The 14,912-nt window shown below is 69.9% G+C and carries 15 protein-coding genes and 1 pseudogene; 4 read left to right on the top strand and 12 right to left on the bottom strand.

Features of this window, described 5'->3' with window-relative positions; all coding sequences use genetic code 11:
* Window positions 1–4: 4 nt before the first annotated feature.
* Window positions 5–1,333, bottom strand: coding sequence for an MFS transporter (locus OG622_RS28810; RefSeq protein WP_371579526.1), 1,329 nt, complete (start codon window positions 1,331–1,333; stop codon window positions 5–7).
* Between the two features lie 644 nt (window positions 1,334–1,977).
* Here OG622_RS28810 and OG622_RS28805 point away from each other — a divergent pair.
* Window positions 1,978–2,925, top strand: coding sequence for an alpha/beta hydrolase (locus OG622_RS28805; protein ID WP_371579525.1), 948 nt, complete (start codon window positions 1,978–1,980; stop codon window positions 2,923–2,925).
* An 88-nt stretch (window positions 2,926–3,013) separates the two neighbouring features.
* Here OG622_RS28805 and OG622_RS28800 read toward each other — a convergent pair.
* Window positions 3,014–3,199, bottom strand: a pseudogene (locus OG622_RS28800) (catechol 2,3-dioxygenase); the annotation flags it as partial.
* A 61-nt stretch (window positions 3,200–3,260) separates the two neighbouring features.
* Here OG622_RS28800 and OG622_RS28795 point away from each other — a divergent pair.
* Window positions 3,261–3,584, top strand: a complete 324-nt coding sequence (locus tag OG622_RS28795; RefSeq protein WP_371579524.1) for a hypothetical protein — start codon at window positions 3,261–3,263, stop codon at window positions 3,582–3,584.
* A gap of 64 nt (window positions 3,585–3,648) precedes the next feature.
* Window positions 3,649–4,326, top strand: a complete 678-nt coding sequence (locus OG622_RS28790) for a hypothetical protein (RefSeq protein ID WP_371579523.1) — start codon at window positions 3,649–3,651, stop codon at window positions 4,324–4,326.
* A 238-nt stretch (window positions 4,327–4,564) separates the two neighbouring features.
* Here OG622_RS28790 and OG622_RS28785 read toward each other — a convergent pair whose 3' ends face one another.
* Both OG622_RS28785 and OG622_RS28780 read right to left on the bottom strand, forming a co-directional pair.
* Window positions 4,565–5,533 (bottom strand): alpha/beta hydrolase, encoded by a 969-nt coding sequence (locus OG622_RS28785; protein WP_371579522.1) that lies wholly within the window; start codon window positions 5,531–5,533, stop codon window positions 4,565–4,567.
* 115 nt (window positions 5,534–5,648) lie between these two features.
* On the bottom strand, window positions 5,649–6,479 hold the full coding sequence (locus OG622_RS28780) for an SDR family oxidoreductase (protein WP_371579521.1): 831 nt from the start codon (window positions 6,477–6,479) through the stop codon (window positions 5,649–5,651).
* Window positions 6,480–6,549: 70 nt separating this feature from the next.
* On the opposite strand from OG622_RS28780, the gene OG622_RS28775 reads away from it, so the two are divergent.
* On the top strand, window positions 6,550–7,161 hold the full coding sequence (locus OG622_RS28775; RefSeq protein WP_371579520.1) for a TetR/AcrR family transcriptional regulator: 612 nt from the start codon (window positions 6,550–6,552) through the stop codon (window positions 7,159–7,161).
* A 254-nt stretch (window positions 7,162–7,415) separates the two neighbouring features.
* Here OG622_RS28775 and OG622_RS28770 read toward each other — a convergent pair whose 3' ends face one another.
* The 8 genes from OG622_RS28770 to OG622_RS28735 are packed head-to-tail and all read right to left on the bottom strand — an operon-like array spanning window position 7,416 to window position 14,912.
* Window positions 7,416–8,453, bottom strand: coding sequence for an aldo/keto reductase (locus OG622_RS28770; RefSeq protein ID WP_371579519.1), 1,038 nt, complete (start codon window positions 8,451–8,453; stop codon window positions 7,416–7,418).
* Window positions 8,450–9,196, bottom strand: coding sequence for an HAD family hydrolase (locus OG622_RS28765; protein WP_371579518.1), 747 nt, complete (start codon window positions 9,194–9,196; stop codon window positions 8,450–8,452). The genes OG622_RS28770 and OG622_RS28765 overlap by 4 nt, the downstream gene beginning before the upstream one ends.
* A 59-nt stretch (window positions 9,197–9,255) precedes the next feature.
* Window positions 9,256–10,491 carry a beta-ketoacyl synthase gene (locus tag OG622_RS28760; protein WP_371579517.1) on the bottom strand — a complete coding sequence of 412 codons (1,236 nt, stop codon included), beginning with the start codon at window positions 10,489–10,491 and terminating at the stop codon, window positions 9,256–9,258.
* Window positions 10,491–10,730, bottom strand: a complete 240-nt coding sequence (locus tag OG622_RS28755; RefSeq protein WP_371579516.1) for a phosphopantetheine-binding protein — start codon at window positions 10,728–10,730, stop codon at window positions 10,491–10,493. The genes OG622_RS28760 and OG622_RS28755 overlap by 1 nt, the downstream gene beginning before the upstream one ends.
* Window positions 10,727–11,788 carry a beta-ketoacyl-ACP synthase III gene (locus OG622_RS28750; protein WP_371579515.1) on the bottom strand — a complete coding sequence of 354 codons (1,062 nt, stop codon included), beginning with the start codon at window positions 11,786–11,788 and terminating at the stop codon, window positions 10,727–10,729. Before OG622_RS28750 ends, OG622_RS28755 begins: the two co-directional genes overlap by 4 nt.
* Entirely contained in the window at window positions 11,785–12,840 is a 1,056-nt protein-coding gene (locus OG622_RS28745) for an AfsA-related hotdog domain-containing protein (RefSeq protein ID WP_371579514.1), read from the bottom strand. The genes OG622_RS28750 and OG622_RS28745 overlap by 4 nt, the downstream gene beginning before the upstream one ends.
* A gap of 6 nt (window positions 12,841–12,846) precedes the next feature.
* Complete coding sequence (locus OG622_RS28740) at window positions 12,847–14,061, bottom strand: hypothetical protein (protein ID WP_371579513.1); 1,215 nt, start codon at window positions 14,059–14,061, stop codon at window positions 12,847–12,849.
* Window positions 14,058–14,912 carry an HIT family protein gene (locus OG622_RS28735; protein ID WP_371579512.1) on the bottom strand — a complete coding sequence of 285 codons (855 nt, stop codon included), beginning with the start codon at window positions 14,910–14,912 and terminating at the stop codon, window positions 14,058–14,060. Before OG622_RS28735 ends, OG622_RS28740 begins: the two co-directional genes overlap by 4 nt.

Below are 14,912 nucleotides of genomic sequence, written 5' to 3'. Positions count from 1 at the left end.
ACGGTCAGGCGGTGCCGGGCACGCCGACCGGGTCGGCGACGGTCGTGTCGTTCCCGGCGGGTTCCCGGTCCCACGGCGCGGTGCGCCGGGAGCGTTCGAGAGCGGGGACGGCGAGAGCGCCGATCAGTCCGCTGACCACGAGGAAAGCGACGAGCAGCGCGACGAGCAGTCGTGGGTTGCTGACGGCGATCGTCGGGGTGATGACGGCGAAGCCGGCGGCCAGACCCCGGGTGATGCCATGGGTGATCCCCTGGGCCGTCCCGCGCAACAGGGTCGGGAAGAACTCCTGCGACCACACCCTGTAGATCCCCTCGCCGGCGAACGCTCCGCCGATGCCGAAGCCGGTGCCCAGCAGGAACAACGACACGGAGGTGAACCCCATGACCAGTGGTGCCGCACAGGCGACGATCTGGACCACCGAGCCGAAGACGAAGAACGCGCGGCGGGCCCGGGAGTCCGCAACCTTGAGGAAGACGAACGCGCTCACCAGGGTGAAGGGCACGGACACCAGCCCCAGCAGCGAGGCCTGGCTGAGGGAGACGTGCGCGACGTTGACGTAGAGGAAGCCCAGGAAGGCACCGATGGTGTTCGCGGTGAAGCTCCAGAAGGCGCAGTACAGGGCGGTGACCAGCAGCGGCACCAGCAGCTTCGGGTGCAGCAGGGCACGCATCGAACGCTCGGCACCAAGCGCCTCCGCCTTTCCGGGGGCGCGTGCCGCCTGCCACTCGGTGGACTCGTGCAGCGAGCGGCGCAGGAACCAGGTGACGATCGCCACCACGAGGACGTGTGCGTAGAGGATCCGGGCGCCGGTCACTCCGTACGGCGCGACGACTCCGGCCATCAGGGAGACGACCACGACGCCGCCCAACCACAGCAGCGAGGTGACACTCACCATGCGGCCCTTGAGACCGTCGGGCGAGTTCTCGGCGATCAGGGCGAGTGATGTCGGCAGGTCGGCGCCCATGGCGAGGCCGGCGATGATCACTCCGACGTACAGCATGGGCGTGTTGACCGCGCTGAAGAGCACCGCGACGCCGACGGTGAACACCAGCAGATCGAGCGTGTAGACCCGCTTGCGACCGACGAGGTCGCCGAGTCGGCCGCCGATCGCGGCACCGATCGCGATGGTCACGGTCAGCAGTCCGGAGAGGATGCCGATCGTCAGCGGGGTGAGCCCGAACGCGAACTGGAACAGGACGAGGGAGACCGCCGTCGAGACGATCGTGGCAGCGTCCAAATAGGAAGCGAGACCGCCGAGTACGGCGATCTTGTACGGGCCTGGGGAGCGGTCCGCTCTGGCGGGTGTGGCTGGAATCAGAGGCTGGTGCGGCATGGGAACACCTCTCGAAGCACCTTTGCTGCGGGGATACCGGGCGGTGAACGGCATGTTTCCGCCATCGGGTGGGCACAGTAGAGCACAAGCTCCCAACTAGTTGGTAGGTATCGAGGTGAAGTAATTTCGCGACCGCCATCGGCACCGACTCGCCCACGCGCCCACTGGATGATCAAGGCAAGATCGCGATCATGCCGATGAATCGGAGGTTGACTTCGGCACTTACATGAGAATCATCGACTCCCTGGCGGGTCGACGTGCTTGGTGAATGAGCTGCCGGTCTTGCGGGTGGGAGCGTCGAGGAGGCAGGCGGCGTCGCGCGAAAACCACTTCGGAGGCACCCGGGAGAGGCAGACCGCCGTGCCGCCGACGGAAGCGGCCGACCCGGAGGCGGACTGCCTCGTCGTCGCGTTGGCCGGTACACAACCCTGTCGGCGTGATGGCCCGGATGAACTCGACCGAGCAGGGATCTCCTTACCGCCTTGTTGCCTGACTCAAGTAAGTCCATCGGACTCGCGGTGGCCGAAACAGCAGAGGCTCGGTAAGATCGGTCATTGATTGACAGGATTCCTGATTATTGTTCTCCTCAATCAAGGTGCGCTCCCGGTGGCGGTCGAGCGCTCTCGGACCGATCGGAGACTCCCGTGCCCCTTCTCGCCCGTCCGGCGGTAGCCGCCTTCGTGGCCAAGGCCATGCAACGTGTTGCAGTGTTGGCGAACAGCCGTGCAAGCGGGCGGGGTTCACAGGCCTCGTGGTTCGCCCGTCTGCCCGAGTACACGTGCACCAAGCGTGAGCTGACCATCCCGACCGAGGTCGGCCCCGCTCGCGCCGTGCTGTACCTGCCCGCCGGCACCGAGGGTGCCCCGCCCCCGCCGGTCCACGTCAACTTCCACGGCGGCGGCTACGTCATGCCGCAGATCGAGCTGGACGACGCGCTGTGCCGGTGCATAGCCGTCGAGGCGGGTGTGGCCGTGCTCAACGTGGACTACGTGGTCGCCCCGCAGCACCCGTTCCCCGCGCCGCCCCGGCAGGCCTTCGAGGTCGTCCGGTGGGTCGCCGAGCACGGGGGCGCACACGGCTGGGACGGCGAGCGGCTCTCCGTGGGCGGCCAGAGCGCGGGCGGCGCCCTCGCGACGGCGGCGGCCCGCCAGGCGCTGGAGGAGGGCGGCCCGTCGATCGCCCTCCAGGTCCTGCACTATGCGCCGCTCGACCTCGCCACCGCCGGCCGCGACAAGCGGGCCGCGATCCCCAAGCCGGTACTGCGCCCGTGGATGGCGGACGTCTTCGACAGCGCGTACGTCCCGGATCCGAAGCAACGGGGCGACCGTCTGGTCTCGCCCGCGCATCCCTCGGACACCGCCGACCTCAAGGGCATCGCGCCGGCCTTCGTCATCACCGCCGAGTACGACCTCCTCAAGGCCGAGGGCGTGGCCTACGCCGACCGGCTCCGCAGGGCCGGATCGCTGGTCGGCCATCACGACGTCACCGGCGCCGACCACGGTTACGACGTCCAGGATGAGGCCAAGGCGCGCGAGGTGTACCCGTTGATCGCGGAGCAGGTGCGGCGGGCGTTCGGGGAGCAGACCTCGTAGCCAGACGCGGGTAGCCGTTCAGGAGGGTCAACATTCCGTCAATGATCTTGGTGGCAGTTGAGCCGCGTCCGGTCTACAGCGTGTCCCCTCAGCCGACCGGCGGTGTGCCGTGCGTGTGGAAGGACTCGATGGTGACGAGCGGCCAGTCGGGGGCGAGGACGAGCCGGGTGAGCGGGTTGCACAGCTCGACACGGTTGCCGCCCGGCTCGTAGACATACAGGAAGAACGTCTGCTGGATGGCGTGCTTGTGCGGCCCGGTCTCGATGAACACGCCCTGGGGACAGGATGGGGAGTTCACCGCGACGGTCCGTGATGCCGCCGCCCTGGGCAAGCGCGTGAGTACCGTTGCAGCCGCCGCCTCCAGTCGTGCCCGGCAGCGAGCCAAGCACTACCGGCACCAGGCCGCTGCGGCCCGGCAGGCCGCAGCCCAGGCGGCCAAGCAGGCCCGGCTGTGGGGCAGCGGGAAGCTGCCGACGCTGCCGGGCCCGGCGTGGCTTCAGACGGCCGACGAGGGCGACTGCTTCGCCGTGGCCGTCGACTGGCGCCCGGGTGCCCTGCCCACCGGGCCGGGCCGGAACGCGGTGGAAGCCGCCATGGCGGCCGTCAGCCTGCTCTCCGCACAGCTGTCACCGCAGGGCGTGGCCAGCGACGAGGGCTGACTGGGTGGGGCCCTCGGGACCGGAACTTCCCCCAAAGGACAATCTCGCTTCCCTCCTGACGATCGTGCCCGGCCACAGGCTGGGCGAGGTGGCCGAGGCCGTCTTGAAGCGCATCGGGTACGCGCCCACCGCCGATGACACGGAGACCACCGGCAGGCCGGAACTGCTGATCGGCACTGATGGGACCTACCGCTGCGGTCCTCTTGTCGGCCGGCCGCCGCAGGCGGTGCGCGCCAGCGCACCGGTGGCCTCGCACATCGGAAGGGAAGCCCGGCGCGCCGCGGCCCAGCGGGAGGCCACCGCGGCCCAGCGCGAATGCGACGACCGCTTCGAGCTGGTGGCAGCGCTGTATGCGCGTACCGCGGCCCGGTTCACGCAGTACGCGGCGCTGGTGGATCAGATCGCCGACCAGTTCCCGCACGAGCTGTCCCGGGCCGCGTGGCAGGCGCAGACCGTCCGCGCGCAGTGCGCGGTGTCCGAGCAGGACGCCCGTGCCCACGCGTGCGAAGAGGACAGGCTGGCCCAGGCGAAGGAAGCGCAGACCCGGTGCGCGCTGGCACAGTGGCGCGAACGGGCCGCCGCCTACAGGCTGCCCGACAGCCTGTCCCTGGTGCGCGACGAGGCCGAGGCATCCGCCCGGCGCGCCCACCCCCTGGGCCGGGCCGTCGAGGGGATACACGGCGTCAGCAGCCTGCTCGAAGACGTGCAGCGGGCGGCGCAGACCGGCCTACGACGCCGATGACACCGAGCGGCCCGCGCCCGGGTCGCGGAGATCACCGGCATGCCCGCCCTGACCCTTTCTGACCGAAGGATCATGTGGCGGATCGTCCGCGAGGAGCGAAACGCGCTCATCGCCGTTACGGATGGGCGGGAGGTCCGACCGCCCCGTCCTGGACGCGGCACCGGGCGTCCGGGGCCGGGCGGTCAGGTGCCCGGCAAGCTCTCTCATCCGTTCATGGCGCGGTGAGCTGCGCGGTTCCTCACTCCCCGAGAAGCCGGCCCAGCCACCGCAGTCGTGCCGCCTGGGTCGCCTGGGACACCTCGGCGTGCGGTGCCATCATGTCGTAGCCGTGGAAACCGCCGGGCCACACGTGGAGTTCGGCGACCCCGCCGGCCTGCCAGATCCGCGAGGCGTACGCGACGGTCTCATCCCGGAATGTCTCTGCGGAACTGATGTCCAGGAAGGCCGGAGGGAGCCCGGACAGGTCTTCGGCCCGGGCCGGAGCGGCGTAGGCGGGCACGTTCGGGCCGCCGCGCCGGTCGCCGAGCAGCGCGGTCCAGCCCATCTCGTTGGAGGCGTGGTCCCACACGCCCAGGCCCGCCATCTGGCGGCTGGACACCGTGTCATTGCGGTCGTCCAGCATCGGGCACATCAGCAGCTGCCCGATCGGCTGCGGACCCTTGCGGTCCCGGGCCAGCAGGGCCAGCGCCGCGGTCAGGCCGCCGCCCGCACTGGCACCCGCGATGACGATCCGCTCAGCGTCGCCGCCGATCTCCTGCGCGTGCTCCGCCGTCCACACCAGACCGGCGTAGACGTCCTCGATCGCAGCCGGGTACGGGTTCTCGGGCGCCAGGCGGTACTCCACGGACACCACCACCGCGTCCAGCTCCCGCGCCCAGCCGAGCACCATGTCGACCCCGGTCCGGTTGTCGCCGAGGACCATTCCACCGCCGTGGACATGGTAGAAGACCGGGCGAACACCGGCGGACGCGGCTGGGCGGCCGATCAGCAGCGAGATGTCGGGCGCGCCCTCGGGGCCCGGCACGATCCGGTCCTCCACCTCGAAGAACCCGTCCTGGTCCAGCGCCTCCGGACCTGGCCTGGCCGCCGCGATGCCCTGGCGTATCGCGGGCACCATGTCGATCGTGAAGGTGGAAGGAAGCGTCTCGGCGACAACCTCCAGAACGGCGGCGAGTTCGGGGTCGAACGGGGGCGGAACCAGGCTCATGGTTTCTCCTCATATATACGGGCACTTGCGGGCCGGCCGAGAGTTGGTGGTCATTCGGTGAGGCGGCGGACGAGGGCCGGGGCCCAGGAGGGGCGCTGCGCCCCGGTCCTCCGAGTCAGGCGACCGGAGTGAGACGGCCGGCGCGGATGGCCGCGACGACACCGCCGTCCACGAGCAGGTCGTTGCCGGTGATGAAGGTGGCGCCGGGGCCCAGCAGGAAGGCGGCGGCCTCGGCGATGTCGTCGGGAGTGCCCAGCCGGCCGGTTCCCGACGCGGAGATCATGGCACGCATGATCTGGCCGCTGTCGCCGTCGAGTTCCTGCTGTCCCATGGGGGTGGCGATCACGCCGGGGCTGATGGAGTTGATCCGGGCTCCCCGCTCGCCCCAGGAGGCGCTGGCGGCCTGGACCCGCAGCCGGTTGCCGTACTTGGCCAGCGGATAGGCACTCTGTCCCGCGACCTCCGGATCGGTGAAGGGCAGGTCCAGCAGATCGTCGGCGGGCGTGTGGGCGAGAGCCTGCTCCTGCTCCGCGCTCAGGGGGACGGGCAGCATGTGACCGGCCATGCTGGAGATCACCAGGCCGGCTCCGCCGGGCGCGACGACCCGACCGAACTCCTCCAGGACCAACGCCGTACCGAGCAGGTCCACCTTCAGGACAGCGGCGGCGGGGGCCTGGACGGGAGAGAGGCCCGCAGTGTGCACGACCTGGACGACAGGACCGAGCCGGGCCGCCGCGTCCGCAAGAGCGGCGACGGAAGAGCGTGAGGAGACGTCCACCGTCTGCGTGACGATGTCGTGTCCCTGCCCGCGCAGGAGATCCGCGACGGAAGCGAGAGTCTCCCCGTTGAAGTCGGCGAGCAGTAGCTTGTTGCCGCTGCCCTGGCGCCGGGCGATGGCCTGCCCCATGCCGCCCACACCGATGACGACGACCACGTTTGCACCCACGGACACCTCCTATATAGCGTTACGATACGTTTCGTAATTGTGGAGTGTACCTCTCGTAGGATGGGCGGCTATGGATGAGGTGCGGCGGCCTGGGCGGCCCCGGGATGCGGCCAGGGACGAGGCCATCCTCGACGCGGCGCGGGAGGTTCTCCTGCGCGACGGCTATGCCGGCCTGTCGATGGAGAAGGTCGCTGCCGCAGCCGGCGTCGGCAAACCCACGCTCTACCGCCGCTGGTCCTCCAAAGCGGCCCTCGTCGGCGATGCCGTCCTGCACAGCTTCCTCACTGCCGCGCCCGGCATCCGCCTACCCCTCCGGCCGACCACCGACGGCGCCGCCCAACAGCTGACCGCCTGGTTCGGGGCCTACGCCGCATCGGTCGGCGACCCGCGCCATGCGGCCATGATCCTGGCCTTGACCGCTGCCGCAGCCGAGAGCCCGCACGACGCCGAAAGCCTCTATCGGGACCACACCCGCGCGCAGCACGAGGCCGTCGTGGGCTGCCTGCGCGCGGGAGTGACGGGTGGCGAATTCCGCGCCGACGTCGACGTGGAAGTTGTTGCTGACGCTCTCGTCGGCTCCGTCCTCTACCAGCTCCTCACTCGCACAAGCAGCGCCTCACTCCACCGAACCGAACACCTGCTCGTTATCCTGCTGGCCGGGCTGCGCACCCCTGATCACTGACTGCAGCGTGAATGCCGTCATGGTGGGGCAGGACGAACCCCGGTGCCGGTTCGGGGAAGCCGCGTTCACATCCCTCCGTGGAGTGCCGCACAGGCCCTACTGACTCGGTAGTACGCGGTGGCCGTGAACGGCGCTCGCCGCGCAGATCAACACCTCCTCCGCGGGGTAGTCGGCGGACTGTCCGCCGATTACCCCGCGCGGAGTCGGGGGACAGTCCGCCCAGCTGCGCCATCAGTCGCTGGGCACGTACTCGTTCATGCCGGGCAACCGCTGCGGTCAGACTCTGACTGCGGGGTGAAGTTCAGCCCGATGAGACGGGAGCCGGAGACCTGAGCTGCCATGGGCTCCAGGACCGCGAGTTCATCGGCTCCGAGGACGAGGGTCGCGGCCGCGGTGTTCTCCTCCACCCGCGCGGGGCTGCGCGTCCCGGGGATGGGCACAACCGGTAATCCGTGGACGGCGGACCGGTGGTGGAGCCAGGCCAGGGCGATCTGAGCCACTGTTGCCCCGCCGGCCGCGGCGATCTGGTGGAGTGGCGCCAGGATCGCGGTGTTGCGCTGGGCGTTCTCCCCGGTGAAGCGGGGCATCGTCCGGCGGTAGTCGTTGGCGGAGAGCTGGTCCGCGCTGGTGAACCCCCCGGCGAGGAATCCCCGCCCCAAGGGTGAGTAGGCCATGAGGACCACTCCCAACTCGGCGGCCACCGGGACGACATCGGCCTCGACCTCCCGGGAGAACAGCGACCACTCCGACTGCACGGCGGCGATCGGATGGACCCGGTTTGCCCGGAGCAGTTCCTCGCCCGTCACCTCGGACAGACCCAGTAGGCGGACCTTGCCCTCGTCGACCAGCTTGGCCATCTCGGCGACGGTGTCCTCGACGGGTGTCCGGGGGTCGAGGCGGTGGGCGATGCAGAGGTCGATGGTGTCGGTGCCGAGCCTCCGCAGGCTGCCTTCAACCGCGGTGCGGAGATATCCGGGAGAGTTGTCGATCCCCCGGTAGTGCGGATCGTCCGCCCTCCGCACCAGGCCGAACTTGGTGGAGACCAGTACCCGGTCGCGGTGGGCTCGCACAAACGGGGCGAGCAGCCTCTCGTTCTGCCCATGGCCGTAGTTGTCGGCGGTGTCGTAGAGAGTGACTCCGAGTTCCAGTGCCCGTTCCAGGGTCTTCAGGCACTCCTTGGGGTCGCTGGGGCCGTAGAACTCGCTCATACCCATGCAGCCGAGTCCCTGGACTCCCACGGGCGGGCCGTCGACGCCCAGCCGGGTGGTAGGAAGCGTGTCCGGCGCGTTCATCCGGCCACCCGCCCCGCGCGGTCGGCCGTACGGTGGGAGCCCGGCTCCGCCCAGAGGGTGCCGGCGGCGAGCTCCTCGTCCACCTTCCTGAGGAGCCCGGCATCGATCTTCCGGATGTCGTCGACCATGTACCGCACGCCGGTGGCCTCCATCTCCGCGCGCTGGAAGTTGTGGGGCAAGGAGGCCGGTACACCGATGAATCCGGCTCCCAGACTCTTGGTGACCTCGGCGACGCGGTTGATGTCGTCGACGAAGACGACCTCGTTGAACTCGTAGCCGAAGATGTCCCGGACGATCTCCTTGGTACCGGGCCGGAAGTCGTTGACGTCGACGTAGGGGATCTCGCTGTCGAAGTACTCGGCGAGGTGGCCGAGATGGGTGTCGAAGGTGTACTCGCGGTTGCGTCCTCCGTAGCAGACGACGCGGACACCGGCCTCCCGCAGGGTGGCGAGGAGTTCTTCGGTGCCTGGGATCAACTCGACCGGGTTCTCCCTGAGATATTCCTCGCGCTCCTTGAAGAACGCCCCGATGGTCTCCTTGGCCGACCACGGGAGTTTGCAGGCAAGGGCCATGTTCTGGCCGGCCGCCAGTTGGGGGGAGCCCCAGACTCCGCGTTCGACGGCCGCGGTGTACTCGCCGCCGTGCCGGGTGACGAACCGTTCGATGACGGGGCTGTACGTGTCGTTGAGCAGTACGCCGTCACTGTCGAGTGCGACGAGGCGGATCTTCTGAAGGGGGTTCATGAATACCTCCGGGTGATGGTTCGCCAGATGGGAAGGGGGTTGTTCCGGGCGGGTGCTGATCAGGCGGTCGTGAGCACCAGTGCCGCGTTGTGGCCGCCGAAGCCGAGCGAGGTGCTCACGGCGACGTCCACCAGGGCGCTGCGGGGAGATCCGCTCACCACGTCGAGCTCCAGCTCGGGATCAAGCCGGGTCAGGTTGGCTGTCGGCGGAACGATGTTGTGTTCAAGGGCGAGCGCGGTGTACGCGGCCTCGATGGCGCCGGCCGCGCCGAGCGTGTGTCCGATGACGCCCTTGGCCGAGGTGACCAGGGGCCGGGCGCCCAGCACCCGGTGGAGTGACCGCCCTTCGGTGACGTCGTTCAGTGGAGTCCCGGTGCCGTGCGCGTTGACGTGATCCACATCCGCGGAGCCGAGCTGCGCGTCGGCCAGCGCGGCCCTGAGCGCGCGTTCGATGCCTTGACCTTGCGGATCGGGCGCTGTGGGGTGGTAGGCGTCGGTGGAGCTGCCGTACCCCCGGACGACGGCCCGGATGCGCGCGCCGCGCGCCCGGGCGTCGGCCATCCGCTCCAGGACCAGGACGCCCGCGCCCTCGGCGGCCACGAATCCGTCACGGTCGGCGTCAAAGGGGCGGGACGCCCGCTCCGGCTCCCGCCTGCGCCCGGACAGCGCGCCCATCCTGCCGAGCCCGGCCATGACCAGCGGGGTCAGCGCGGACTCGGTCCCTCCGGCCAGCACCACATCGCAGGCCCCGGAGCGCAGAAGTTCCCGTGCCGTGCCCACCGCTGTGGCCCCCGAGGCACAGGCGGTCGCCGTGACCAGACTCGGTCCCCGGGCTCCGAGGTCGATCGCGACCTGTGCGGCGGCCATGTTCACCATGAATCTGGGGATCAGGAGAGGGGAGACGTTGCGTGGTCCCTTCTCCAGCAGGCTGCCGTGCTGCTGTTCCAGGGACTGCATCCCGCCGAGCGAGTTGCCGAGCACGACGCCGACCCGGGCACCGTCCCAGGTGGCGGGATCCCAGCCGGCCTCCTCGACGGCCTGCCGGGAGGAGGCAATCGCCAGTTGTACGAACCGGTCCAGCTGCCAGGCGGAGAATCCCCCGAGCAGGGCGTCCGGATCGAATCCGGGCACCCGGCAGCTGAAGTCGACCGGGGAACCGCGCAGTTCCTCGTCGGTGGCTGCACAGGAGACCCCCGACAACAGGCGGTCCCAATTCTCCTTGACTCCTATACCGGCGGGGGTGACCAGCCCGAGCCCGGTGATTGCCGCTTCGAACGGACGTGCAGGGCCCGTCATCAGAGCACGGCCTTCTTCGCCGCCACCAGTTCAGCGGCTTCGGCGATGGTCATGTGGTCGTGCAGTTCGCCGTCCGCCACCCTGATGTCCAGTTCGTTCTCCAGAACGAGCGCCAGCTCCACGAGAACCAGGGAGTCGAACCTGATGTCCGCGAACGTCGCATCGGAGTGAATCAGTTGGCGGTCCACTTTGAAATGGTCTGACATGATATCAGCTATTATCTTCTGTGACTGGTTCATTTTCGCGCTCCTGACTGGTCAGCTGGTGGTGCAGGGAGGATGTGATTTCCGGGGTGAGCAATGTGCGGCCAGACGAGGGCCACCGACCCCCATGCGAGTCCGCCGCCGAAACCGGCCAGAACCACGCGGTGTCCCGGCCTGAGCTCGCCGGAGAGGACACCGTCGGAAAGCGCCAGCGGAATCGAGGCGGCGACCGTGTTGCCGACCCTGTCGATGTTGGACAGGAAACGCTCGGCGGGCAGTGCGAGCCGGTGAGCGGTCGCCGTGACGATCCGGGCATTGGCCTGGTGCAGCACGAACCGGTTGATCTCTTCCAGCGGCCACCCGGCCCGTGCCGCGGTCTCCCGCGCCGAAGCGGACATCCGGTGCACCGCTTCGGCGAAAACGGCTCGCCCGCGCATCGTGAGAAAGGTGTCGTCCGGCTTGGCCGGCAGGCTGGTGGACCGCTGCCGGGAGCCGCCCGCCGGAATCTCGATGAGGTCGCTGCGGCTGCCGTCGCTGCCGAGGCTCAGGCCCAGCAGTGCCCCCGGCTGGTCGAGGGATCCCGCCCGCAGTACGACAGCCCCTGCCCCGTCGCCGAAGACTGCTCTGGTCGTTCGGTCCGCCGGGTCGAGAATTGTGGAGAAGGTGTCGGCGCCGATGACCAGTACGCTCTCGGCGACTCCTGTCGCGATCAGCCCCGCCCCGGCTGCGAGGGCGTAGACGAAGCCGGCGCACACGGCCGCCACGTCGAAGGCCGGTACCGTGCCCAGTCCGAGTCGGCTCGCCACCTCGGGCGCGGTCGCCGGACTCAGCCGGTCCGGTGTGCTGGTCGCAAGGACCAGCGCACCGACGCCCACCAGGCCGGCGGACTCCAGTGCCCGCCTCCCCGCCTCGACGGCGAGGTCGCCGGTGGCCTCGCCCGGGGCGATCACATGGCGCTGCCGGATGCCGGTACGTGTGCGGATCCACTCGTCGTCGGTGTCCAGGAGGGCGGCGAGTTCATCGTTGGTCACCACTGTGCGCGGCACCCAGCCGCCCAGGCCGGCGACGACCGCCGCACGGTCCGCGCCGCTCATCCGAGGAACCCCGGACTCGTGGGCCGCGCGCGGAAGCTGGTGGCCATGACGACCTTCGTGCGGGTGATCTCCGCCCCTCGCTGGTAGAAAGTCACCTCGACTGCTCGGTCGTGCTCACGGCCGTCCGACGCCACGTCCCGGCCTCCGCCGCCCGACGGTCGCGCCGCCGTGAGGACGACGGGCTCGTCCAGCTCGGCGAATGAGAGAAACGACGACTCCGCCGCGACCATGGCGCCGAGGCGTGGCGCGATGCCGTCCCACTCTTCCTGCGCCAGCACTGCCATCTGAAGGGCCGCCTCCGTCAGCACCATTCCGGGGACGTGGTCCTGCGGGTGGTCGAAGTAGCTGGGGTTGTCCGTGGCGAGGCGCAGGGTCGCGGTGAGGGCGCCCCGAGCGACACCGACGTCGCGCAACAGGGCATCCATCGCTCTGGTCCGCCCCACCCTGGCCGGATCGACCGGCTGTCCCGCCCCGGCCGTCGGCTGCTCGTCCGACATCGCCGGAAAGTGCCCGCGCCTGCGCGACCTGACGGAGGTGTAGGCGTCTTTGGCCAGGTAGCCGACGTCCATCCGGACCTGCCCGACCTGGGTGTCGGCCAGCCACAGCCGGAATTCGTAGACCATGCCGTGCGCTCTGGTCGCGGCAGGGCCGCGGCGCTCGGCAACCGCCGTCATGAACAGTTGATTCGAGCCGGACGGCACGGCGGCGAAGGCCTCCGGAGAGACTTCGAGGGACCAGTTCCGCAGGATGAAACCGGCGCCCGTCTCCACACCGAAGAAGGCGTGCGCGGCATAGGTCTCGGCCTGTCGGCAGCATTCCAGCAGGAGCATCGGATCAGGGCTCCCGGCCGCATGAGTGCGGCCTGTGTAGTGCGGATGCACCGGGGGCAGCGAGGCGGCTGCCACGAAGCTCTGCGCATCCGCCTGCAGCACGTCGGTCAGGAAGACCTCGGTGAGGTGGCGGCGGTGGATCGTCTCCCGGGCCACGGTGTGGGAGAAGTTCACCTGCGCGGCGAGCTCCGGAAGGGCGGTGCCGCGCGTCGGGGTGGGCATTCCTTGTCACCTCTCCATGTCTGTTGGAGCCCCGCGGTCCGGGAGTGACCCCATGACGACGCGGAGCAGCTCGCCCGCGGGCACGGCGGGATCGCGGCCCAGCAAGGTGGTGGCCAGTAGGTACGGATCCGCGTAGCGCCGCCGTCCCGCCCTCGCAGCCAGAAACCGTCCGGCGGTGCCGTGCCCGGAGCCGTCGAGGGGCAGGGGGCCGCCGGACTCGTCGAGCAGCCGGACGGCACGGCGCATCCATCGCCGAAGATGCCCCAGCGAGAAGGACGAGCGAGCTGTCCTGCCCAGACCGGCCACCAGATACAGGCGCAGGCCGAGCTGGAACACCTCGGGACCGAACTCGTCGACCAGCGCACCCGCGAACGCCCCCAGGGTGTGGCCCTGCCAGCCACCGAACCTGGTCGACCGGACGACTCCGTCGATCGGGACCCGGGGGACCTCGAACCGTACGACAGTGGCGCCGAGCGAGGTGAACACATGGGCCAGCGTCTGGTAGTCGGTGCGCAGGTCGACGTCATGGGCCAGTACCACCAGGTCGTGGCTTTCCAGGAGCGGCACCAACTGGCGGAGCAGGTAGAGCAGGTAGTTGGCCTGCCCGTCCGGGCTGGTGACGGCCCGCAGCGGCAGCCCCGCAGCGGTGGCGTCCAGATAGGCGGGCGCTTGCAGACTCCGTGCGTCGATGCACAGGTTCCGGCTGGCTAGGAGATCCAGGACGGCGGCCTCGGAGGCCGGCTCCGGGCCGGTGCGGCCCAGTCCGGGATCGGCCATACCGAGCAGCCGGTAGTGGCCCTCCCAGATGTCGAGGAGACGTGCCGTCACCGGGTGGGTCCAGCCTGCCTCGGCACGTCGGACCACCGGTAACAGGTCGGCCTCCGGTGCGGGCCCGGCCCGGTTGTAGGCGGTGTACAGCTCGCCTATCTCTTCCTCGCTCAGGGCTTCGTGTGCCACGTTGGCGTGGCAGCGGTCGAGGTACTCCCAGAATCCGGCCACCTGCCGGCTCCCGGCGAACGCGGTGTGGTGGTACACGAAGGTCACATCGGCGAACGTGGCCGTCGCCCTGTGGAGCATGTCGAGGGAGAGCAGGTACTTCAGGTGGGTTGGCGTCAGCGGTTTGGTGGGGCTGACGGGCACCGGTGCGAGCAGGATGCGGGCTCTGGGTTGTTGTGCGGTGGCGCGTGCCAGGGTGTCGGCCGCGTGCACACCCGCCGTCATGGCTGCTCCACCGTGCCTGCGAGCGCCGTCCTGAGACGGCCGATGACGTCCTCGGCCTCGGCGGGGGTGCAGTGTCCGGGGTCGGCGACAAAGCCCCGCCCGCTCTGCTTCCCCTCGGTGCGGGGCACCAGCCATGTATGGAAGTGCCTGGTGCCCTCCATGCAGGAGAAGACATGAATTCGGGGGGCTCCGGTGGCCTCCTTCAGGGGATCCGTGAGTCGCTGGACCAGCGGACCGAAGGTGGCGGCCTCGTGGGCGTCGAAACCGGCGTGGTCCAGGAAGTGCCGGCGGGACTCGATCAGCAGGGTCCCGGCCGGCCAGTACGGAGTGGGGCCGTGTCCGACCCGCCAGGTTCCGTCATCGATGACGTGCCCGCCGGGCGGTTTGGCGAAGCCCGCCCAGGGCGGCACCGGCTCGCCCGCGTACTTGCGGCAGATCAGGCAGTCCTGCGGGAGGGGGCTGCGCCCGCTCAGCAGTCGGCTGAACGGGTCGCGGACGCGTGCCAGCGGTTCCAATTGCGCGTGCAGTGCGTACCAGGCGTCGATTGCGGCGGCCTCGGCCGCCGGGTCCGCCGGGTGGAAGGCGCCCGCCGCGTCGACGTCCGGGGCGGGCGGCAGGTCCTGCGGGTGCTCGCCACGGCTCCTCGCATATCTCGCGATGGCATCCTTGAGCAGCGGGACCTCGGCCGCGAGGAGCGAGCTGAGCTCGGCGGTCAGGCCGCCTCCGCCGTCCGCGGCAGCTGGGCGGTCCTCCGCGGCGACCGCCGTCCTGAGCGATTCCGAGAGACTCCGCAGCCTTGAGGAGAGCGCCAGGCGGGCCAGATCGTCATCGGTGAAGTCGGGGATGTCCAT

This window comes from Streptomyces sp. NBC_01314 (assembly GCF_041435215.1).
Classification (GTDB): domain Bacteria; phylum Actinomycetota; class Actinomycetes; order Streptomycetales; family Streptomycetaceae; genus Streptomyces.
This window is presented reverse-complemented; position numbering and strand designations above follow the sequence as displayed.